This window comes from Streptomyces sp. ADI95-17 (assembly GCF_003846175.1).
GTDB classification, from domain to species: domain Bacteria; phylum Actinomycetota; class Actinomycetes; order Streptomycetales; family Streptomycetaceae; genus Streptomyces; species Streptomyces sanglieri.
In genome coordinates, this window is sequence record NZ_ML123044.1 from 87,804 (window position 1) to 108,919 (window position 21,116).

Below are 21,116 nucleotides of genomic sequence, written 5' to 3' on the forward strand. Positions count from 1 at the left end.
TCAGAGAGCCTGCGCGGTCGTCGCGGCGGGCTCCGGCAGCGGTGTCCGCTCCAGCGCCTCCAGCCGCTTGATCATGCGGCGCACCACGAGCAGCGGGATCACCCCGAATACCCCGAACGACATGTCGATGACGGACCACCAGAAGGGGATGGCGCGGACGGGCCCGCAGATCAGCGCGAGCGGGATGATCCCGGCGCAGGCGATCATGCCGAATTCGATGACCCAGATGTTGCGGACCGGGTCGCGGTAGGGGCCGTAGAAGGCGACCGCGATGACGAGATGGGCGAAGGCCAGCCAGTCGGTGCCGTACAGCACGAAGGGGTACTTCGCGTCGGCCTCGTCGAGTCCGGTGCGGACCCTGGTGATCCACTCCATCAGAGCCGGGAAGTGCTCCGGAACGGGAGAGGCCGAGGACCTCAGCAGGTCCTCGGCCCAGTGGAGTTCGTGGACTAGCGGGAAGGCGGTCAGCCCACTCAGCACCAGACAGACGATAAAGACGACCAACCACACGCGTATGCGCCTCAGCAGGGCTCTTCGCTCGCTCATGTCCGCAGCGTACGCCCGGGTTTACCGGCCTTTTACGCCGCCCCTGGTACGGCTCACAACCCGACGATGGCGTTCCACTTCTTCGCGAAGTCGGTGCGTTCCTCGGACGTGATGTCGCGGGCGATCGCGAGCCGCTTGCGCATCGCGTCGTCGGGGAAGATCAGCGGGTCCTCGGCGAGTGCGGCGGTCTCCTTGTCCTTGGACGAGGCCAGCACCTCGCGGGCGGCCGGAACGGGACAGACGTAGTTGACCCAGGTCGCCAGCTCGGCGGCGACCTCCGGCTCGTAGTAGTAGTCGATGAGCCTCTCGGCGTTGCGCTTGTGGCGCGCGAGGTTGGGGATCATCAGTGATTCCGCCCAGAGCTCGGCCCCCTCCTCGGGGACCACGAACTCGATCTCCGGGTTGTCGGCCTGGAGCTGGATGACGTCGCCGGAGTAGGCCTGGCAGGCGAGCACATCGCCGGTCGACAGGTCCTTGATGTAGTCGTTGCCGGTGAAGCGGCGGATGTGCCGCTTCTTCACCAGCTTCTCGACCTGGTCGCACACCCGGTAGAAGTCGTCCCGCTGCCAGCGGGTGACGTCGACGCCGTTGCCCTGCATCAGCAGGGCCATGGACTCGTCGAGCCCGGACATCAGCGTCACCTTGCCGCGCAGGTCGTCCGCCCACAGATCGCTCAGGTGCTTGATCTCGCGGCCGAGCTTCTTGCGGTTGTAGGCGATGCCGGTGATCCCGGACTGCCAGGGGACGCTGTGCAGCCGGCCCTTGTCGAAGGCGGGCGAGCGCAGCTGCGGATCCAGGTACTTGGCGACGTTCGGCTGCTTGGCCCGGTCCATCTCCTGCACCCAGCCCAGCCGTACGAACCGGGCGGACATCCAGTCGCTGATGACGATCAGGTCCCGGCCGGTCTCCTGGTGGTTCATCAGCGCCGGACTGATCTTCCCGAAGAACTCGTCGTTGTCGTTGATCTCCTCGGTGTACGTGACGGAGATCCCGGTCCGCCTGGCGAACGCATCGAGGGTGGGCCGCTTCGACTCGTCCTCGTCGTCGGTGTCGATGTAGAGGGGCCAGTTCGCGAAGTGCAGGGCGTGGTCGCTCGCCGAGCTGTCGCGCCCGGCGCGGTCACCGGGCTCCACATAGGCGGCGGGCACTCCACAGCCGGCCAGCGTGACACCGGCCGCCGTGGCTCCGAAGGCGCGCAGCAGGGACCGGCGGGACATGGGGTTCTTCGGGGTTGCTCGCACCTGCGCAGGATGCCGGTCGGCCGGCGGCGGGGGCAATGGACCATCCGTCCAGCGGCACCCGTTCCGTCCGCACACCCTGTCGATACCCGGGGAACGGGCCGGCACCCGGGAACGGGCCGATGCCCGGGAACGGGCCGATGCCCGGGAACGGTCACGGCCCCGGGCGGGGAGCCCGGGGCCGTGATCTGCCTGCTGACGGGGTATCAGCCGTCGAGCGAGGTCATGACGTGCTTGATGCGGGTGTAGTCCTCGAAGCCGTAGGCGGAGAGGTCCTTGCCGTAGCCGGACTTCTTGAAGCCGCCGTGCGGCATCTCGGCGACCAGCGGGATGTGGGTGTTGATCCACACGCAGCCGAAGTCGAGGTTCTTGGACATCCGCATGGCGCGGGAGTGGTCCTTGGTCCACACCGAGGAGGCCAGGGCGTACTCGACGCCGTTGGCGTACTCCACGGCCTGGGCCTCGTCGGTGAACTTCTGGACGGTGATGACCGGGCCGAAGACCTCGTTCTGGATGATCTCGTCGTCCTGCTTGAGGCCGGAGACGACGGTCGGGGCGTAGAAGTAGCCCTTGTCGCCGACCCGGTGGCCGCCCGCCTCGACCTTGGCGTGGGCGGGGAGCCGCTCGATGAAGCCGCTGACCTGCTTGAGCTGGTTGGCGTTGTTGAGCGGGCCGTAGAGCACGTCCTCGTCGTCCGGCTGCCCCGTCTTGGTGTCGGCAGCGGCCTTGGCGAGCGCGGTGACGAACTCGTCGTGGATGGACTCGTGGACCAGGACGCGGGTCGCGGCCGTGCAGTCCTGGCCGGCGTTGAAGTAGCCCGCGACGGAGATTCCCTCGACGGCCTTGGCGATGTCGGTGTCCTCGAACACGACGACCGGGGCCTTGCCGCCGAGCTCCAGGTGGACCCGCTTGACGTCCTTGGAGGCGGACTCGGCGACCTGCATGCCGGCCCGTACCGAGCCGGTGATGGAGGCCATCGCCGGGGTCGGGTGCTCGACCATCGCGCGGCCGGTGTCCCGGTCGCCGCAGATGACGTTGAAGACGCCCTTGGGCAGGATCTGGCCGATGATCTCGGCGATCAGCACGGTCGACGCCGGGGTGGTGTCGGACGGCTTGATGACGACGGTGTTGCCCGCGGCGAGCGCCGGGGCGAACTTCCAGACGGCCATCATCATCGGGTAGTTCCACGGCGCGACCTGCGCGCAGACGCCGACCGGCTCACGCCGGATGATGGAGGTCAGACCCTCCATGTACTCGCCGGCCGAGCGGCCTTCGAGCAGCCGTGCCGCACCCGCGAAGAAGCGGATCTGGTCCACCATCGGCGGGACCTCTTCGGTACGGGTCAGTTCGAGCGGCTTGCCCGTGTTCTCCGACTCGGCGGCGATGAGGTCCTCGGCGCGCTCCTCGAAGGCGTCCGCGATCTTCAGCAGGGCCTTCTGGCGCTCGGCGGGCGTGGCGTCGCGCCAGGCGGGGAACGCGGCCGCGGCGGCGTCCATCGCGGCATCGACATCGGCCTGCCCGGAGAGCGGCGAGGTCGCGTAGACCTCTTCCGTGACCGGGTTGATCACATCGATGGTCCGCCCGTCAGCGGCGTCCCGGAATTCTCCGTTGATGTAGTTGCGCAGACGGCGCACCTCGGTGGTCACAACCACCCCTCCTGTCGACACGTCCAATGGGTGAGATGCCCAGGGTAGTCGCTCGGGTGTCGCTTTCGACATGCCCAACTGCCGTGAACTTCGGATTCAGTTAGATCTGCACCCTCAAACAACGAATTTCATCGATCTGGGGTTGCCAGACAGACGAGTCCCGGTGCACAGTGGATGCGTGGCCAGTCGCAGCGCAGACTCCAGGACCGGGAACGGATCGTCACCAGCGGTCGATGCCGTCTCCCTCGCAATCATCGAGCAGCTCCAGGAGGACGGACGCCGTCCGTACGCCGCGATCGGCAAGGCCGTCGGCCTCTCCGAGGCGGCCGTGCGACAGCGCGTCCAGAAGCTGCTCGATCAGGGCGTGATGCAGATCGTCGCCGTCACCGATCCCCTCACCGTGGGGTTCCGGCGGCAGGCGATGGTGGGCATCAACGTCGAGGGCGACCTCGACCCCGTCGCCGAGGCGCTGTCGGCCATGGCCGAGTGCGAGTACGTGGTGATGACCGCGGGCTCCTTCGACCTGATGGTGGAGATCGTCTGCGAGGACGACGACCACCTGCTGGAAACGATCAACAAACGCATCCGGGCCCTCCCCGGCGTGCGCTCCACCGAGAGCTTCGTGTACCTGAAGCTCAAGAAGCAGACCTATATGTGGGGAACCCGATAGCCGTGAGCAAGGACCTCAGCCGAACCGCGTACGACCACCTGTGGATGCACTTCACCCGCATGTCGGACTACGAGAACGCGCCCGTTCCCACCATCGTGCGTGGCGAGGGCACCTACATCTTCGACGACCAGGGCAAGCGTTACCTGGACGGCCTGTCCGGCCTGTTCGTGGTCAACGCCGGTCACGGCCGTCACGAGCTCGCCGAGGCGGCGTACAAGCAGGGCCAGGAGCTGGGCTTCTTCCCGGTGTGGTCCTACGCCCACCCGAAGGCCGTCGAGCTGGCCGAGCGTCTCGCCGACTACGCGCCGGGCGACCTCAACAAGGTCTTCTTCACCACCGGTGGCGGCGAGGCCGTCGAGACCGCCTGGAAGCTGGCCAAGCAGTACTTCAAGCTCCAGGGCAAGCCGACCAAGTACAAGGTCATCTCGCGTGCGGTCGCCTACCACGGCACCCCGCAGGGCGCCCTGTCCATCACCGGCCTGCCGGCCCTGAAGGCCCCCTTCGAGCCGCTGGTCCCCGGCGCGCACAAGGTGCCGAACACCAACATCTACCGCGCCCCGATCCACGGCGACGACCCCGAGGCCTTCGGCCGCTGGGCCGCCGACCAGATCGAGCAGGAGATCCTCTTCGAGGGCCCGGAGACCGTCGCCGCGGTCTTCCTGGAGCCGGTGCAGAACGCCGGTGGCTGCTTCCCGCCGCCGCCCGGCTACTTCCAGCGCGTGCGCGAGATCTGCGACAAGTACGACGTGCTGCTCGTCTCCGACGAGGTCATCTGCGCCTTCGGCCGTCTCGGCACGATGTTCGCCTGCGACAAGTTCGGCTACGTGCCGGACATGATCACCTGCGCCAAGGGCATGACCTCGGGCTACTCCCCGATCGGTGCCTGCATCGTCTCGGACCGCATCGCCGCGCCGTTCTACGAGGGTGACAACACCTTCCTGCACGGCTACACCTTCGGTGGCCACCCGGTCTCCGCGGCGGTCGGCCTCGCCAACCTCGACATCTTCGAGCGCGAGGGCCTCAACCAGCACGTCCTGGACAACGAGAACGCCTTCTTCACGACGCTGCAGAAGCTGCTCGACCTGCCGATCGTCGGCGACGTCCGCGGCAACGGCTTCTTCTACGGCATCGAGCTGGTGAAGGACAAGGCCACCAAGGAGACCTTCACCGACGAGGAGACCGAGCGCGTCCTGTACGGCTTCCTCTCCAAGGCGCTGTACGACAACGGCCTCTACTGCCGGGCCGACGACCGCGGCGACCCGGTCGTCCAGCTCGCGCCGCCGCTGGTCTCCGACCAGTCGACGTTCGACGAGATCGAGGGCATCCTGCGCACCGTCCTCACGGAGGCGTGGACCAAGCTCTGACCGGCACCTCGACCGGCGGCCCGCCACGGACCGGCCGCCGGTCGGACGGCTCCGTCGCTTGACCACTGCTTGACCACTACTTGACCGGCTTCCAGCCGTCATCCTCATACGGTCCACACGGCCCGGATGCGCCCATTCGAGTGGGAAGGGGCGCATCCGGGCCGTGTGCTGTGCGCTCACCGCGGTTCGAATCCCTACGGTGCCGAGTGACCGATCGGCCCCGCCTTCGTTCCCCCGTACGGGGGACGGGAATTACGATCTGAACCGAGGTGTACGCCATGGTGGCCCCGCCGGACAACGACGTGATCTGGGCGCGTTCCCTGCACCATTCCCACAACGGCTCACCCGCGCTCGGCGGCGTCTCCCTGGGCGTCCGCGACGGCGAGATCCTTGCCGTGACCGGCCCCCGGGGCTGCGGCAAGACCACCCTGCTGCACTGCCTGTCCGGCCAGCTGGTGCCCGAGCAGGGCGAGGTGTGGTTCAACAGCGTCCCCGTCCACACCATGGGCCCCCGGCTGCGCGAACGGCTGCGCCGCGACCGGTTCGGCTGGATCGCACCCGAACCCCAGCTGGTGCCCGAGCTGAACACCTGGGAGAACACCGCCCTTCCGCTGCTGCTGCGCGGCGCCTCGCACCGGGAGGCGAAGAAGACCGCCCTGGAGTGGCTGGAGCGGCTCGACATCGGCACCTGCGCCAGGCAGCGACCGCACACCCTGCTCCAGGGTCAGCGCCAGCGGATCGCCGTGGCCCGCGCCCTGGCGGCCACCCCCACGGTGATCTTCGCCGACGAGCCGACCGCGACCCTGCACCGCAGCGACCGGACGCATGTGCTGCGCACCCTCACCAGCGCGGCCCGTTCGCACGGCATCACGATCGTGCTCGCCACCCACGACGCGGAGATCGCCGCCCTCGCCGACCGCACGGTCCCGCTGCTGGACGGCCGCCGCGTCGCCACCGTCGCCCTGCCCGCCGTGTCCGATACGGAGGGCCGCGCGGCGTGCTCGCTCTCCGTCTAGCCCGGGGTTCCCATCCGCTGGTCCTGCTGCGGCGGCTGCTGGTCGCCGCCGCCTCCGCCGGCGTCGGCTTCCTGCTGCTGTGCGCCCTCGGTTACGCCTCGGGGCATCCGGCGCACTCCGCCGGGGCCGTGCTGCGCCTCCTGTGGTGCCTCGTGCCGTTCGCCGCCACCGTCCAGTTCGCGGTCGCGGTCGCGCGCACCGACCCGAGCACCCGGCCGCGCTCCGGACTGTCCGCCGTGGGCCTCGGGCCGGTCCGGCTCGCGGTGCTCGCCGCGGTCTCCACCGCCGTCTCCTGCACCCTCGGGTCGATGGTGGCGCTGCTGTTCTACCTGCATCTGCGCGGTGACCTGTCCGGGCTGCCGTTCGACGGCGCGGCGGCCGGGCTGCTCGACGCCGAGGCCCCGCTGCCGCTACCCGCCGCGCTGGTGCTGCTGGCCCTGGTGCCGCTGGCCGCGGCGGCGGGGAGCGCGTTCGCGCTGCGCGCCGAGCCGGTCTCGACGGCGGCCCCGGACGACGCCTCCTCGGAGGTCCTGACGGAGCCGGAGGCGCCCGGTCCCACGGCGCCGCCCACGGGGCTGCCGTGGGGTGTGGCGCTGACCGCGGCGGGCCTCGCCATCGAGGCGTACATGAGCCGGGGCGACGGCCGCAGCCTGCTCCCGCTGCCCGGCAGGCTCGACGCCACCCCGGCCGGGGTGCTGGCGGGATGGGCGCTGACCGCCGCCGGGCTGGCCGTGGCGGGCCCGGGGCTGGCCCATCTGTGCGGGCGGCTGCTCCAGGCGGCGCGCCCCGGCGCCGTACGGCTGCTGGCCGGCCGGGTGCTGATGGACGAGTCGCGGCGGATCGGCCGCCCGCTCGGGGTGGTCTGCGCGGTACTGGCCGCGGCGGCGGCCGCCTACGCGCTGTACGGGACTGCGCCCCGCCCGCTCGGCCCGCTGACGGTGCTGGGCGCGGTCCTCGTGCTCGGCTGCACGACGGCGACGCTGCTGACCTCGGCGCTGGAGGCCAGGCAGGCCCGCGAGCAGACGGCGCAGGCCCTGCTGCGGCTCGGCGCCCCGGTATCGGCACTGCGGGCCGCGACGGCCCTGCGCGCCGCCGCACTGCTGATCGTCTTCGCCCCGCTGACCTGGCTGATCTCGGAGCTGGCCGCACTGCCGCTGACGGTCTGAGGACGCGCGCCCCGGGCCGGGCGCCCGCACCCGGCGGCTACGTAGCATGACAGCGTGGACAATCCGGACGAAACCAGTCCCCCGCCCGGCCCCGAGATCGACTCGCTCGCCGCATTCGACGCGGCGGTCGCCTCGGGGTCGCTGGCCGGGCACCGGGTGCAGTCCGTCGACCTGACGGACCGCGGCGCCGCGCTACTGGCCGCCGACACGGCCGGCGCCGTCTTCCTCGGCTGCCGGATGGAGCCGGAGGCGGCGGCGAAGGTGCGGGCCGACGGCGCGTTCGTCTTCCCGCCGGTGCCCGGGCTCCCCTTCGATCCGTACCGTGGCCTGCTCTACACCCCCGACGCGCTCTACGAGGGGCTGGCGGGCTGCGGATACCCGGCGACGCCCGACGCCCGCGCGTACCGCTGGTTCCAGCAGACCCGGGCGAACGGCGACACCTTCGCCTCGATGCTCCGGGCGCTGCACGACGACGCGGTCTCCGACGCGCTGGACGAGTACCTCACCGGCGCCGCCGTGGTCGGGGTGATGGGCGGCCACGCGACGGCCCGCGGCAGCGCCCCGTACGCGGCCGCGGCCCGGCTGGGACGGACCCTGGCCCGGGACGGTCTGATGGTGGCCACCGGTGGCGGGCCGGGCGCGATGGAGGCGGCGAACCTCGGGGCGTACGCGGCGCCGCATCCCGATCCCGTGCTGGACGAGGCCTGCGCACTGCTGGCCGTGGCCCCCTCGTTCACCCCGTCGGTCACCGACTGGGCGCTGGCCGCCTTCGACGTGCGCCGGCGCTGGCCGGGTGGCGGCGGTTCCGTCTCGATCCCCACCTGGTTCTACGGGCACGAGCCGCCGAACCCCTTCGCGGACCGCATCGCCAAGTACTTCGCCAACGCGCTGCGCGAGGACGGACTGCTCAGCCGCTCCACGGCGGGCGTGATCTTCCTGCCCGGCGCGGCCGGCACCGTACAGGAGATCTTCGACAACGCGACGCCGAACTACTACGGCTCGCTCGGCGATCCGACCCCGATGGTGCTGGTCGGCCGCGCCCACTGGACGCGCGCCCTGCCCGCCTGGCCGCTGTTGCGCGCGCTCGCCGCGGGCCGGGCGATGGAGCCCCGGATCGCGCTCGTGGACACGGTGGACGAGGCCCCCGGGGCGCTGGCCCGGCTGTCGGCGAGGCCGTAGGCCGGGCTCAGAAGGACGCGAGCCGGGCCACGAGCGCGTCGAAGAAGGCCTCCCAGCCGTCCTCGGCGGCCGCGTACTGCTCGGCCGTGAGGTTGCCGCCGCGCTGCTGGAAGACCAGCTCGGTGGTCCCGCCCCGGCGCTCGGTGAAGGTGGCGGTGACGGTCTCGCCCTCGATGTCGGCGGGCGCGGAGGCGTCCTTCAGGGTGAACACCAGCTTCTCCGGGGCCACCACCTCCCGGTAGACCCCGTGGAACGGCATCTCGGTGCCCGGCACCACGATGACCAGGCTCCAGGCTCCGCCCGGCCTGACGTCCATCGACACCCGGTCGAGCGGCACCTCGGCGTCGCCGCCGTACCAGGCCGCGAAGTGCTCGGGCGTCGTCCAGGCCGCGAAGACCTTTTCCGGCGGGGCGTCGAGGATGCGGGTGATGTCGATGCCCTCGCGTGCTGACTCGGTCATGTCCCTGTCCTTCCCGGAGTCTTCCGGATCCGCTGCACGGCCCCGGGGCCGTCCGCGAGGACGTTCCAGGGGCTCCCCCGGGGGCGGCCGGCGCCGCACTCCGGGGCATCCGGCAATCCTCCGGCCGATGGGCCGCTCCCGCGACCGGTGGGCGCCGCCCCCGGGCCGCTCGCCCGGGGAGGGCGGTCGGGGCCGGGCGGGTCAGGGGCGGGCGGGCAGGACCACGGTCTCGGCCGCGTCGAAGCCGGCCCCGACCGTCGCACCCTCCTCGGGCGCGTCCCGCAGCGCGCACTCCGCCTCCAGCTCCGGACCGCCGTCCGGCACCAGCCGCACGGCGACGTGATTGCCCCGGAACGTGCGCGTCCCGACCACACAGCGCAGCCCCTGGTCCGGGGCGCCGATCCGGACCCCGGCAGGGCGCACCAGCAGATCGCACGCCCCCTGCGGCGAGCCCCCGGGCACCGGCACCTTGCCCCACACCGTGTCGGCGACGGTGCCGCTCACCGTCGCCCCGACCACGTTGTCGAAGCCGAGGAACCGGGCGACGAAGGCGGAGGCGGGCCGCTGCCAGACCTCCAGCGGGGTGCCCACCTGGGCGATCCGACCGTCCCGCATCACCACCACCCGGTCGGCCAGCGCGAACGCCTCTCCCTGGTCGTGGGTGACGGCCAGCACCGTGGTACCCAAGCGGCCGAAGAGCGTGCGCAGTTCGACGACGAGCCGCTCGCGCAGACCGCGGTCGAGCTGGCCGAGCGGCTCGTCCAGCATCAGCAGCTTGGGGCTCGGGGCGAGGGCCCGCGCGAGGGCGACGCGCTGCTGCTCACCGCCGGACAGGGCGGCGACGGCGCGGCGTTCGGCGCCGGGCAGGCCCACCAGGTCGAGGAGTTCGCCGACCCTGCGCTCCTGGTCGCGGCGCGACACCCCGCGTATCCGCAGCCCGAAGGCCACGTTGGCGCCGACATCGCGGTGCGGGAAGAGCTGGTGGTCCTGGAACATCAGACCGAGACCGCGCCGGTGCACCGGTACGCCGGCCTGGTCCGCGCCGTCCAGCAGCACCCGGCCGTCGTCCGGCGGGTGCAGTCCGGCGACCACCCGCAGCAGGGTGGACTTGCCGCTTCCGCTCGGCCCGAGCACGCACACGATCTCGTGCTCGGCGACCTTCAGGTCCACCGCGTCGAGCGCCGCCCGCTCGCCGAAGCGAACCGTGGCCGATTCCAGTGTCAGCATTTCTAGAACTCCCCGGACCGGTCCGTGCGGATACGTTCGAGCAGCAGCAGCGAGACGGCGCAGACCACCATCAGGATGGTGCTCAGGGCCATCGCCTGGCCGTAGTTGAGCTCCCCGGCCCGCCCCAGCAGCCGGGCCACGGCGACCGGCAGCGTCGGGCGGTCGGGCCGGGCGATGAACACCGTCGCACCGAACTCACCGAGCGAGACGGCGAACGCGAAACCGGCCGCGACCAGCAACGCCCGCCGCACCAGCGGCAGATCGACCTCCCGCCAGGCCCGCAGCGGCGAGGCGCCGAGCACCGCGGCCGCCTCCCTCAGCCGGCCGTCCACCGCGCGCAGGACCGGCAGCATGGTCCGTACGACGAACGGCACGCCGACCAGTGCCTGGGCGAGCGGCACCAGGATCCAGGAGGTCCGCAGGTCCAGCGGCGGCTTGTCCAGGGTGATCAGGAAACCGAAGCCGACGGTGACCGCGGACACCCCGAGCGGCAGCATCAGCAGCGCGTCGAAGCCGCGCACCAGCCGTCCGGCGCGCCGGGTCAGCGCCGCGGCGGCGAGCCCGCCGACGACCAGCGCGATGACCGTCGCGACCAGCGCGTACTGCACGGAGTTCCAGATCGCTTCGAGCGGCGCGACCAGGAACGTGCCGCCGCCCGCGTCCACGGACCCCAGCGCACGGTAGAAGTCGAGGCCGTGGCCGCCGGTGGTGTCCACGGAGCGCTCGACCAGCACCCCGAGCGGCAGCAGGATCAGCAGCAGCACGGTCAGCAGCACCCCGCAGAGCAGCGCCCACTGCCCGGCGCCGCGCGGCCTGCGGGCGGTCTGCGCGGGATCGACCAGCTTCAGCGCGGTCTCCCTGCGCCGTACGGTCCACGCGTGCACGGCGAGGATCGCGCCGACCGCGGCGAACTGCACCAGCGTCAGCACGGCGGCCGTCGGCAGGGCGAGCAGCTGCGCGGTCTGCCGGTAGATCTCCACTTCGAGGGTGGCGTAACCGGGACCGCCGAGGATCTGTACGACCCCGAAGGAGGTGAAGGTGAAGAGGAAGACCATCAGCGCGGCGGCGGCCACCGCGGGTGCCAGGGCCGGCAGGGTGACCCGCCGCCAGGCGGCGAACCGTCCCGCGCCGAGCACCCTGGCGGCCTCCTCCTGCCGGGGGTCGAGCTGGGACCACAGGCCGCCGACCGTCCGAACGACCACCGCGTAGTTGAAGAAGACATGGGCGAGCAGGATCGCCCAGACCGTGGTGTCGAGCCGTACGCCCCAGAGTTCGTCGAGGAATCCGCCGCGCCCCAGCAGCGCCAGGAAGGCCGTCCCGACGACCACGGTCGGCAGGACGAACGGCACCGTGACGACCGCCCGCAGCAATTGCTTGCCGGGGAAGTCGAAGCGGGCGAAGACATACGCCCCGGGCAGCGCGATCAGCAGGGTCAGCGCGGTCGAGGCGAGCGCCTGCCAGGTGGTGAACCAGAGGACCTCGCGGATGTCCGGCCGGGCCAGCACCTCGCCGATCCGGCCGAACTGCCAGACGCCGTCCGCCTTCAGGCCGCGGCCGACGATCGCGGCGACCGGATAGGCGAAGAACAGCGCGAAGAACGCCACGGGCACGGCCATCAGGCCGAGCCGCACCGCGCTCCCGCGCCGGGCCTTCGCGCGAGCCGTCCCCGGCCCGCGTGTGCGCTTTCCCGGTCCGCCCGTCCCGCCCGCTTCCGTTCCGCGTACGGGGCTCTTCGTTACTTCACTACGAGCGAGGACCACGACTGGACCCACTGCTCACGGTTCTTGGCGATCTTCTCCGGGGCCACGGTCGTCGGGCTGTCCACCGTCGCCCCGAACTTCGTGAAGAGCTCCGGCAGCGCCGCGTCCTTGGTGACCGGGTTGACGAACATGTTGAGCGGCATGTCCTCCTGGAACTTCTTGCTGATCAGGAAGTCCAGCAGGGCCTTGCCGCCCGCCTCGTTCTTCGCGCCCTTCAGCAGACCGGCGAACTCGATCTGCCGGAAGCAGGTCCCGGTGGCGACGCCGGTCGGTGCGGTCTTCGGCTGCGGCTTCGCGTACAGCACCTCGACGGGCGGGCTGGAGGCGTACGAGACGACGAGCGGCCGGTCCGCCTTGGCCTTCTTCCCGCCGGCCGATCCGGAGAACTCCTCGTTGTACGCCTGCTCCCAGCCGTCGACGACCTTGACGCCGTTGCGCTCCAGCTTCTTCCAGTAGTCCTGGTAGCCCTTCTCGCCGTAGGTGGCGACGGTGCCGAGGAGGAAGCCGAGACCGGGCGACGAGGTCCCGGCGTTCTCGGTGACGAGCAGGTCCTTGTACGCGGGCTTCGCCAGGTCGTCGAAGGACTGCGGCGGCGCGAGCTTCTTGTCCGCGAAGTACTTCTTGTCGTAGTTGACGCAGATGTCGCCGGTGTCGACCGGGGTGACCCGGTGCTTGTCGGCGTCGAGCCGGGTGTCCGCCGCGACCCGGTCGATGCCCTTCGCCTGGTACGGCGTGAAGAGCCCGCTGTCGAGGGCGCGGGAGAGCAGGGTGTTGTCGACGCCGAAGAACACGTCGCCGCGCGGTGAGCCCTTGGTCAGGATCTCCTGGTTGAGCGCGACCCCCGCGTCGCCGCTCTTGAGCACCTTGACGGTGTAGCCGGTCTCCTCGGTGAACTCCTTCAGTACGTCCTTGGAGGCGTTGAAGGAGTCGTGGCTGACGAGGGTCACGGTCTTGGAGCCCGAACCCTTCGTGCCGCCGGAACCGGCGGCCGAGTCGTCGGAGCTCCCGCAGCCGGCGAGTGCGGTGACGCCGAGCGCGGAGGCGACGGCCGACGCCGCAAGCTGCCTGGTCCTGCGCGTGGTGGTCATTGTGGATTTCCTCCTGGGTTTTGGCCAGGAAGAGACGCGGCCCTGCCCGCGGGAAGCGGGCAGGGCGCAACAGCATGAGTTGATGACCGAACTTCCTACCCGGAATGACCCGGGCGAGGTTCAGAGGGTCTGCGGCCGACCTGTCCTCGGTGCCGCACTCTCAGCGCTGTGGCGCTCCCCTGTCGGAATATGAAGTTGATTTCGGGCCCAGATTACACGGGCCGTATCCGCCTCAGCGCTCGGCTGCCGCCAGCTGCCCGCAAGCCCCGTCGATCTCCTGACCGCGAGTGTCCCGCACGGTGACCGGCACCCCGTGGGCGGCGATCGCCTCGACGAACGCCTTCTCGTCCTCGGGCCGCGAGGCGGTCCACTTGGAACCGGGCGTGGGGTTCAGCGGGATCAGGTTGACGTGCACCCGCTTGCCCTTGAGGAGCCGACCGAGCCGGTCTCCGCGCCACGCCTGGTCGTTGATGTCGCGGATCAGCGCGTACTCGATGGAGATGCGACGGCCGGACTTCTCCGCGTACTCCCACGCGGCGTCCAGCACCTCGCCGACCTTCCAGCGCGTGTTCACGGGTACGAGGGTGTCGCGCAGCTCGTCGTCCGGCGCGTGCAGCGAGACGGCGAGGCGGCACTTGAAGCCCTCGTCCGCGAAGCGGAGCATCGCGGGCACCAGGCCCACGGTGGAGACGGTGATCCCGCGCTGCGAGAGCCCCAGCCCGTCCGGCTCCGGGTCGGTCAGCCGGCGGATCGCGCCGACCACCCGGTTGTAGTTGGCGAGCGGCTCGCCCATGCCCATGAAGACGATGTTGGAGAGCCGCGCCGGACCGCCGGGGACCTCTCCGTCGCGCAGCGCCCGCATGCCGTCCACGATCTGGTGGACGATCTCGGCGGTCGACAGATTGCGGTCGAGGCCCGCCTGTCCCGTGGCGCAGAACGGGCAGTTCATCCCGCAGCCGGCCTGCGAGGAGATGCACATCGTGACCCGCTCCGGGTAACGCATCAGGACGGACTCGACGAGCGTCCCGTCGTGCAGCTTCCACAGGGTCTTGCGGGTGGTGTCGTCGTCGCAGCTGATGTGGCGGACCACCGACATCAGGTCGGGGAACATCGCCTCGGCGAGCTTGGTCCGCGATCCGGCCGGGATGTTGGTCCATTCCGCCGGGTCGTGCGCGTACCGCGCGAAGTAGTGCTGCGAGAGCTGCTGGGCGCGGAACGGCTTCTCGCCGATCGCGGCGACTGCTTCCTTGCGCTCGGCGGGCGTGAGGTCGGCGAGATGCCGCGGCGGCTTCTTGGCTCCGCGGGGCGCGACGAAAGTGAGTTCTCCGGGCTTAGGCATGGTTCTTCCAGTGTCGCAGACAGAACAGCGAGGGCCCGCCGTCCTGTGGACAGCGGGCCCTCACTCGTAAAATCCCAGGTCAGGACCCTGTTCTCAGCCGGAGCCGACGAACAGCACCAGCAGCAGCCAGACCACCGGGGCGGTCGGCAGCAGCGAGTCCAGCCGGTCCATGATGCCGCCGTGTCCCGGCAGCAGCGTGCCCATGTCCTTGATCCCGAGGTCCCGCTTGATCATCGACTCGCCCAGGTCCCCGAGGGTGGCGCTGGCCGCGACCGCGAGCCCGAGCAGCAGCCCCTGCCACCAGGAACCGCCGTCGATCAGGAACTGCATGCACAGCGCACCGGCGACCATCGCGAAGGCGACGGCCCCGAACAGGCCCTCCCGGGTCTTTCCGGGGCTGATCCGCGGCGCCAGCTTGTGCTTCCCGAAGCGCCAGCCGACGGCGTACGCACCCGTGTCGCTGACCACGGTCAGCAGCAGGAAGGTGAGCACCCGCTGCGGCCCGTCGTCGGCGGTCAGGAGCATCGCGACGAACGTGGCGAGGAACGGCACGTAGAACGCCGCGAACACACCGGCCGTGACGTCCCTGAGGTAGCCCTCGGGCGGTTCGGTCATCCGCCAGACGAGCACCGCCAGCGCGGTCAGTGCCGTAGCCGCCCAGGCGCCTTCGGCACCCCATGCGTAACCGGCGACGACCATCGCCGCGCCACCCACCGCCAGCGGGACGAGCGGCGCCTTGATGCCCTTGCGCTCCTGGAGCCGCGAGGTGAGCTCCCAGAGGCCCACGACGACGGCGACCACGATCACACCGACGAAGACGTCCTTGACGATGAACAGCGAGGCGACGATGAGGGCGCCGAGCCCCACACCGACCCCTATGGCGGATCGCAGATCACGGCCCGCACGTTTCTTCTGCGGGGGCGGCGGCGCGGTGGACATGGGCTCCTGCGGCTTCTCGTCACGGAACAGGGGGCCGCCGCTCAGGCGTCCGGCCCCCTGGTCCCGGTCATCACGGTCGTCAGCGTCTCTACCTGCGTCGGGATCGTCCGGCACGATGGGCATGGGCCGAGTCTGCTGGGCGTCATGCACATCGTAAGCAGGACCCGCCGGGGCAGCCCGCATCTCGGGCGCACCCCAGTGGCCGGCTCCCTGCGGGGCGCCCGAGGAAGAGTCGTTCATCAGACTTCGAGCAGCTCGGCTTCCTTGTGCTTCAGCAGCTCGTCGACCTGCGCGACGTACTTCGCGGTGGTGTCGTCGAGCTCCTTCTCGGCACGACGTACCTCGTCCTCGCCCGACTCCTTGTCCTTGACCAGCTTGTCGAGGGTCTCCTTGGCCTTGCGGCGCACCGCGCGGATGGAGATCTTGGAGTCCTCGGCCTTGCTCTTGGCGACCTTGATGTAGTCGCGGCGGCGCTCCTCGGTGAGCTCCGGGAAGGTCACCCGGATGATGTTGCCGTCGTTGCTCGGGTTGACGCCGAGGTCCGAGTCGCGGATGGCCTGCTCGATGTTGCGCAGCGCGGTCTTGTCGAACGGCGTCACGACGGCCATGCGCGGCTCGGGCACCGAGAACGAGGCGAGCTGGTTGATCGGGGTCAGCGCGCCGTAGTAGTCGGCGACGATCTTGTTGAACATCGCCGGGTGCGCACGGCCGGTACGGATCGCGGCGAAGTCCTCTTTCGCGACGACTACGGCCTTCTCCATCTTCTCCTCGGCCTCGAGGAGGGTTTCTTCGATCACCACGTGCTCCTGCGTGTCTTGAGTGGGCCCGTCGTGCTGGGGCCCGGCGGGTCCTGCGTCGCGTCCTCACCTGCACGGTGTCCGACCGGCAGGCCGTTGTCCATCCTTCGGGGCCGGTCCCGGGGGTTTCCCCGGGAGCCCGGACCTCCCCGTCGTACTCCGGGAAGGTCCCCCGGTCCTCAGGCCCGGGTGCTCCGGTCACTCACGAGCGTGCCGATCTTCTCACCCTTGACCGCGCGGGCGATATTGCCGGTGGCGGTCAGCTCGAAGACGAGGATCGGCAGGTCGTTGTCGCGGCAGAGCGTGATGGCGGTGGCGTCGGCGACCTTGAGATCGCGGGCGAGAACCTCGCTGTACTCGAGCGCGTCGAACTTCACCGCGTCGGGGTTGCTCTTCGGGTCGGAGTCGTAGACCCCGTCCACCCCGTTCTTGCCCATCAGGAGACCTTCGGCGTCGATCTCCAGGGCGCGCTGGGCGGCAGTGGTGTCGGTGGAGAAGTACGGCATCCCCATGCCCGCGCCGAAGATGACGACGCGGCCCTTCTCCAGGTGGCGCACGGCGCGCAGCGGGATGTACGGCTCCGCGACCTGCCCCATGGTGATGGCGGTCTGGACGCGGGAGTCGATGCCTTCCTTCTCCAGGAAGTCCTGGAGCGCCAGGCAGTTCATGACCGTGCCGAGCATGCCCATGTAGTCGGACCGGGCCCGGTCCATGCCGCGCTGCTGGAGCTCGGCGCCGCGGAAGAAGTTGCCGCCGCCGATGACGATCGCGATTTCCGCGCCGTCACGGACGACCGCCGCGATTTCCCGGGCAATGGCGTGTACGACGTCGGGGTCGACACCGAGACCCCCGCCGCCGGCGAACGCCTCTCCGGACAGCTTCAGCATGAAGCGTCCGGCCACCTTGCCGTCGTCGCGCTTGTGGTCACCTTTAGCGGCGTCCGCGCCCTTGTTCATGGAGATTCTCCTCGTGCACATACGAAGAAGGCCATTGCCGGTGGGTCTGGTGTCCCTCAGCGGCAATGGCCTCCTCGTCAGATCTGCGGTCGTACGGCGTGAGTGCGGCCGACGACTGCACTAGACCCTATCGGGGTCCACCGTGTTTCGCGGACGGACTCAGATGCCGACCTTGATGCGCGTGAAGCGCTTCAGGGTGACACCGGCCTCGTCCAGAACCTTCTGGACGGACTTCTTGTTGTCCAGCGCGTACGGCTGGCCAAGAAGGGTGGCCTCCTTGAAGAAGCCGTTGACGCGACCCTCGACGATCTTCGGGAGCGCGGCCTCGGGCTTGCCCTCGGCGCGCGTGGTCTCCTCGGCGACGCGGCGCTCGGCCTCGACGACCTCGGCCGGGACGTCCTCGCGGGACAGGTACTTCGGGGCGAACGCGGCGATGTGCTGCGCGATGCCCTTGGCCAGCTCGGCGTCGGCCTTGTCCAGCTCGACCAGAACACCGATCTGCGGCGGCAGGTCGGGCATGGTGCGGTGCATGTACGCGGAGACGTACGCGCCGGAGAACTGCGCGAAGCGGTCCAGGACGATCTTCTCGCCGAGGTTGGCGTTGGCCTCGTCGACGTACGCCTGGACGGTCTTGCCGGCCTCGATCTCGGAGGCGAGCAGCGCCTCCAGGTCGGCCGGGGAGGTCGCGGCGACGTGGGCGGCGAGCGTGTTGGCGACGGCCTGGAACTTCTCGCCCTTGGCGACGAAGTCCGTCTCGCACTTCAGCTCCAGCAGAACACCGGACGTCTGGTCCTCGGAGATGAGGGAGACGACGGCGCCGTTCTCGGCAGAACGGCCCTCGCGCTTGGCGACGCCCTTCTGACCCTTGATACGGAGCGCCTCGACGGCCTTGTCGACGTTGCCGTCGGCCTCGTCGAGCGCCTTCTTGCAGTCCATCATGCCGGCGCCGGTCAGCTCGCGGAGCTTCTTGACGTCAGCGGCGGTGTAGTTCGCCATGAGTCTGTGTTTCTCTCTCGAAGTCTGAAAGATCTACGGGTGAACGGCGGGGGCGGTGCTTGTGGCACCGGCCCCCGCCGTCATCAGCCGTGACGGGTGTCAGGCCTGCTCGGCGTCCGCGGCCGGGGCCTCGGCAGCGGGGGTCTCGACAGCGGCCTCGGCGGCGGGGGCCTCGGCGGCCTCGGCGTCCGCGACCTTCTCGGTCTCGGCGGAGGTCTGGACCTCGGCGTCGGCCTTCTTGTCGCCCTCGAGCAGGTCGCGCTCCCACTCGGCGAGCGGCTCGCCGGCGGCCTTCTCGCCCGGCTTCGAGTCACCGGTGGCGGCACCGGAACGGGCGATGAGGCCCTCGGCGACGGCGTCGGCGATCACACGGGTGAGCAGGGTGACGGAGCGGATCGCGTCGTCGTTGCCCGGAATCTTGTAGTCGACCTCGTCGGGGTCGCAGTTGGTGTCGAGGATCGCGACGACCGGGATGTGGAGCTTGCGCGCCTCACCGACGGCGATGTGCTCCTTCTTGGTGTCGACGATCCAGACGGCGCTCGGCACCTTCTGCATCTCGCGGATACCACCGAGGGTCTTCTCCAGCTTGGCCTTCTCGCGGGAGAGAACCAGGAGCTCCTTCTTGGTGAGGCCGGAGGCGGCCACGTCCTCGAAGTCGATGAGCTCAAGCTCCTTCAGACGCTGAAGGCGCTTGTAGACGGTGGAGAAGTTGGTGAGCATGCCACCGAGCCAACGCTGGTTGACGTACGGCATGCCGACGCGCGTCGCCTGCTCGGCGATGGCCTCCTGGGCCTGCTTCTTCGTACCCACGAACATGATGGAGCCGCCGTGGGCGACGGTCTCCTTGACGAACTCGTAGGCACGGTCGATGTACGACAGCGACTGGAGCAGGTCGATGATGTAGATGCCGTTGCGCTCGGTGAAGATGAAGCGCTTCATCTTCGGGTTCCAGCGACGGGTCTGGTGACCGAAGTGGACGCCGCTTTCCAGCAGCTCCCGCATCGTGACGACGGCCATGGCCGTACTCCTTGAGGTGCTCGGTTGTCGCGACCGCAGGATTGCTGTCGCGCCTGACGCCCCGACGCGCCGTGCCACGAGGGACCGAGGAGCGCGGCCACCGTCCGCGAAGAGGGAGGTGGCGGGGCGTGCGAAGTCGACCCGGTGACCCGGATCGCCATAGGAAGTGTACGGGACGGCCCGGGTGCCGGGTGACGGCGCTGTCCACAACCGGCTGGTTGTCCACAGATCCGGTTCATGATCCCCGCGGATCGGGACGCTGCGGGACGGTTCTGCCATGCGATGCACACCTGATCAGAACGGCCCGACCGACCCGACCGACCTGGTGGTTCCGGGCGCGGAAGCCCGTTGCGGCAGGCCTGCTCTCCGGGTGCGGGAGGTGCTTGTCGTGGCGGTGGCGGCCCTGCTGGCGGTGGTGATGTGCGGTTTGCCGGCCGGCGCGGCCGGCAAACCGACGCCGACACCCGCCCCTGCACCGGAGCCCGGGCCGGAGCCGGAGCCAGGGAGGGGGACAGGGGCGGTGCCGGGGCCAGGACCGGACGGCGACCGGAGCTGGCCGCTTGCCGGGCGGCCCGCGGTCCTGCGGAGCTGGGAGCCCCCGGCCGGCCCCTACGCGCGGGGTCACCGCGGGGTCGACCTGGCCACTGAGCCGGGTGCGGCGGTGCTCGCCGCCGCCTCGGGCCAGGTGTCGTTCGCGGGGCGGGTGGCGGGACGCGGGGTGCTGGCGATCGAGGTGGCCGGCAGCGGTGATCCGCCGCTGCGGACCACGTACGAACCGGTGCGCGCGCTCGTCGCGAAGGGGGAGAAGGTGACGGCGGGGCAGGTGGTGGCGGTCGTGGAGGCGGGGCCCTTCCACTGCGCGGCGGGCTGTCTGCACTGGGGCCTGCGGCGCGGTGACACGTATCTGGATCCGTTGTCGCTGCTGCCGCCGTCGCTGCTGCGGCGGGGTCCGTCCCGGCTGCTCCCGGTGTTCGGCGTACCCGAGCCCGGACCCGCGCACTCCGCCGGAGGGACCGGGGACGGGCTCGCCGCCCCCGGCGTTCTGCTCGCCGCCGCGATGCGGCGGCGTCAGCCCCGTGCGCCCTGGACGCCTCGGAGGATCATGGCGACGGCGGTGTCCGCGATCACGGCCGGCTCCTCGGCGACGGCCAGTTCGATACGTCGCACCGCGGCGTCCACCGAACCCTGGAGCAACATCGCCGCCAGCCTCGGCTGCGCGTGGCCGAGGTCGCCGAGCGCCTCGACGATCATGGCGATCAGCCCGCCGTGGGCGGCCCTGATCTTCTCGCGCGCGCCGGCGTCCAGCTCGCTCGCCGAAATGGCGACGACCGCGCGGTGGCGGCGGTCCCCGACGAGGTCGAGCTGCCGGCGCACATAGGCCTCGATCTTGCCCTCGGGCGTACTGGCCTGCTCCATCGCGTTCTCGACCTCGGCCGCCCAGACGGGGAAGTCGACGGCGCAGAGCTCTTCGACGACGGCCGCACGGGAGCGGAAGTATTCATACACGGACGACCTGGCGAGGCCCGTGCGCTCGGCGAGGGCGGGGAAGGTCAGCGCTTCCGTACCTCCCTCGGACAGCAGGGAGCGTGCGGCGTCCAGGAGGGCGCCGCGCTGCATGGTCCGGTGCTCGGCCACCGAGGCCGCTCGAATCCTGGGCACGCGTCCACTGTACGGCGACCGGTGTTCGAGAGGGCGGGTGCGGCCCGGATCAA

19 protein-coding genes, 1 pseudogene and 1 riboswitch are annotated in these 21,116 nt (G+C 70.6%); of the genes and pseudogenes, 6 read left to right on the forward strand and 14 right to left on the reverse strand.

The window, feature by feature from the left end; genetic code table 11:
• The 3 genes from EES42_RS00355 to EES42_RS00365 all read right to left on the reverse strand — a co-directional run bounded on the left by EES42_RS00355 (position 1) and on the right by EES42_RS00365 (position 3,430).
• Positions 1-546 carry a hypothetical protein gene (locus EES42_RS00355; protein ID WP_206433327.1) on the reverse strand — a complete coding sequence of 182 codons (546 nt, stop codon included), beginning with the start codon at positions 544-546 and terminating at the stop codon, positions 1-3.
• Between the two features lie 53 nt (positions 547-599).
• A complete protein-coding gene (locus EES42_RS00360; protein WP_124717321.1) occupies positions 600-1,763 on the reverse strand; it encodes an ABC transporter substrate-binding protein in 1,164 nt (387 codons plus the stop codon).
• 227 nt (positions 1,764-1,990) lie between these two features.
• Entirely contained in the window at positions 1,991-3,430 is a 1,440-nt protein-coding gene (locus tag EES42_RS00365) for a gamma-aminobutyraldehyde dehydrogenase (RefSeq protein WP_124716109.1), read from the reverse strand.
• 178 nt (positions 3,431-3,608) lie between these two features.
• Between EES42_RS00365 and EES42_RS00370 the strand changes: the two genes are divergently transcribed.
• From EES42_RS00370 to EES42_RS00390, 5 genes are all read left to right on the forward strand, one after another.
• Positions 3,609-4,100 (forward strand): Lrp/AsnC family transcriptional regulator, encoded by a 492-nt coding sequence (locus tag EES42_RS00370; RefSeq protein ID WP_176729251.1) that lies wholly within the window; start codon positions 3,609-3,611, stop codon positions 4,098-4,100.
• Entirely contained in the window at positions 4,085-5,464 is a 1,380-nt protein-coding gene (locus EES42_RS00375; protein ID WP_072487209.1) for an aspartate aminotransferase family protein, read from the forward strand. The genes EES42_RS00370 and EES42_RS00375 overlap by 16 nt, the downstream gene beginning before the upstream one ends.
• Positions 5,465-5,742: 278 nt before the next feature.
• Positions 5,743-6,480: an ABC transporter ATP-binding protein gene (locus EES42_RS00380; protein WP_124716110.1), complete on the forward strand. Its 738-nt coding sequence runs from the start codon at positions 5,743-5,745 to the stop codon at positions 6,478-6,480.
• Positions 6,462-7,646 carry a hypothetical protein gene (locus EES42_RS00385; protein WP_124716111.1) on the forward strand — a complete coding sequence of 395 codons (1,185 nt, stop codon included), beginning with the start codon at positions 6,462-6,464 and terminating at the stop codon, positions 7,644-7,646. Before EES42_RS00380 ends, EES42_RS00385 begins: the two co-directional genes overlap by 19 nt.
• Before the next feature lie 54 nt (positions 7,647-7,700).
• A complete protein-coding gene (locus EES42_RS00390; protein WP_124716112.1) occupies positions 7,701-8,825 on the forward strand; it encodes an LOG family protein in 1,125 nt (374 codons plus the stop codon).
• Between the two features lie 7 nt (positions 8,826-8,832).
• Here the strand turns inward: EES42_RS00390 and EES42_RS00395 are convergent, their stop codons facing one another.
• The 10 genes from EES42_RS00395 to rpsB form a co-directional block, all read right to left on the reverse strand.
• A complete protein-coding gene (locus EES42_RS00395) occupies positions 8,833-9,285 on the reverse strand; it encodes an SRPBCC family protein (RefSeq protein WP_124716113.1) in 453 nt (150 codons plus the stop codon).
• Positions 9,286-9,486: 201 nt separating this feature from the next.
• A complete protein-coding gene (locus tag EES42_RS00400) occupies positions 9,487-10,512 on the reverse strand; it encodes an ABC transporter ATP-binding protein (RefSeq protein WP_124716114.1) in 1,026 nt (341 codons plus the stop codon).
• A gap of 2 nt (positions 10,513-10,514) precedes the next feature.
• Entirely contained in the window at positions 10,515-12,128 is a 1,614-nt protein-coding gene (locus tag EES42_RS00405; RefSeq protein ID WP_124716115.1) for an ABC transporter permease, read from the reverse strand.
• Positions 12,129-12,247: 119 nt separating this feature from the next.
• Positions 12,248-13,360 (reverse strand): thiamine ABC transporter substrate-binding protein, encoded by a 1,113-nt coding sequence (locus EES42_RS00410; RefSeq protein ID WP_124716116.1) that lies wholly within the window; start codon positions 13,358-13,360, stop codon positions 12,248-12,250.
• A 74-nt stretch (positions 13,361-13,434) separates the two neighbouring features.
• A riboswitch (TPP riboswitch) is annotated at positions 13,435-13,551 on the reverse strand.
• Positions 13,552-13,592: 41 nt separating this feature from the next.
• Positions 13,593-14,699 carry a dual-specificity RNA methyltransferase RlmN gene (rlmN, locus tag EES42_RS00415; RefSeq protein WP_124716117.1) on the reverse strand — a complete coding sequence of 369 codons (1,107 nt, stop codon included), beginning with the start codon at positions 14,697-14,699 and terminating at the stop codon, positions 13,593-13,595.
• A gap of 93 nt (positions 14,700-14,792) precedes the next feature.
• Positions 14,793-15,878 carry a phosphatidate cytidylyltransferase gene (locus tag EES42_RS00420; protein WP_124716118.1) on the reverse strand — a complete coding sequence of 362 codons (1,086 nt, stop codon included), beginning with the start codon at positions 15,876-15,878 and terminating at the stop codon, positions 14,793-14,795.
• Positions 15,878-16,435, reverse strand: a complete 558-nt coding sequence (gene frr, locus EES42_RS00425) for a ribosome recycling factor (RefSeq protein WP_093545310.1) — start codon at positions 16,433-16,435, stop codon at positions 15,878-15,880. The genes EES42_RS00420 and frr overlap by 1 nt, the downstream gene beginning before the upstream one ends.
• A gap of 179 nt (positions 16,436-16,614) precedes the next feature.
• On the reverse strand, positions 16,615-17,391 hold the full coding sequence (gene pyrH / locus EES42_RS00430; RefSeq protein ID WP_124716119.1) for a UMP kinase: 777 nt from the start codon (positions 17,389-17,391) through the stop codon (positions 16,615-16,617).
• A 159-nt stretch (positions 17,392-17,550) separates the two neighbouring features.
• Complete coding sequence (gene tsf, locus EES42_RS00435) at positions 17,551-18,387, reverse strand: translation elongation factor Ts (RefSeq protein WP_124716120.1); 837 nt, start codon at positions 18,385-18,387, stop codon at positions 17,551-17,553.
• A gap of 99 nt (positions 18,388-18,486) precedes the next feature.
• Positions 18,487-19,404 carry a 30S ribosomal protein S2 gene (gene rpsB, locus EES42_RS00440; protein WP_124716121.1) on the reverse strand — a complete coding sequence of 306 codons (918 nt, stop codon included), beginning with the start codon at positions 19,402-19,404 and terminating at the stop codon, positions 18,487-18,489.
• 418 nt (positions 19,405-19,822) lie between these two features.
• On the opposite strand from rpsB, the pseudogene EES42_RS00445 reads away from it, so the two are divergent.
• A pseudogene (locus EES42_RS00445) lies at positions 19,823-20,392 on the forward strand (M23 family metallopeptidase); the annotation flags it as partial.
• Between the two features lie 80 nt (positions 20,393-20,472).
• Here EES42_RS00445 and EES42_RS00450 read toward each other — a convergent pair.
• Complete coding sequence (locus tag EES42_RS00450; RefSeq protein ID WP_124717322.1) at positions 20,473-21,039, reverse strand: TetR/AcrR family transcriptional regulator; 567 nt, start codon at positions 21,037-21,039, stop codon at positions 20,473-20,475.
• Between the last annotated feature and the right edge of the window lie 77 nt (positions 21,040-21,116).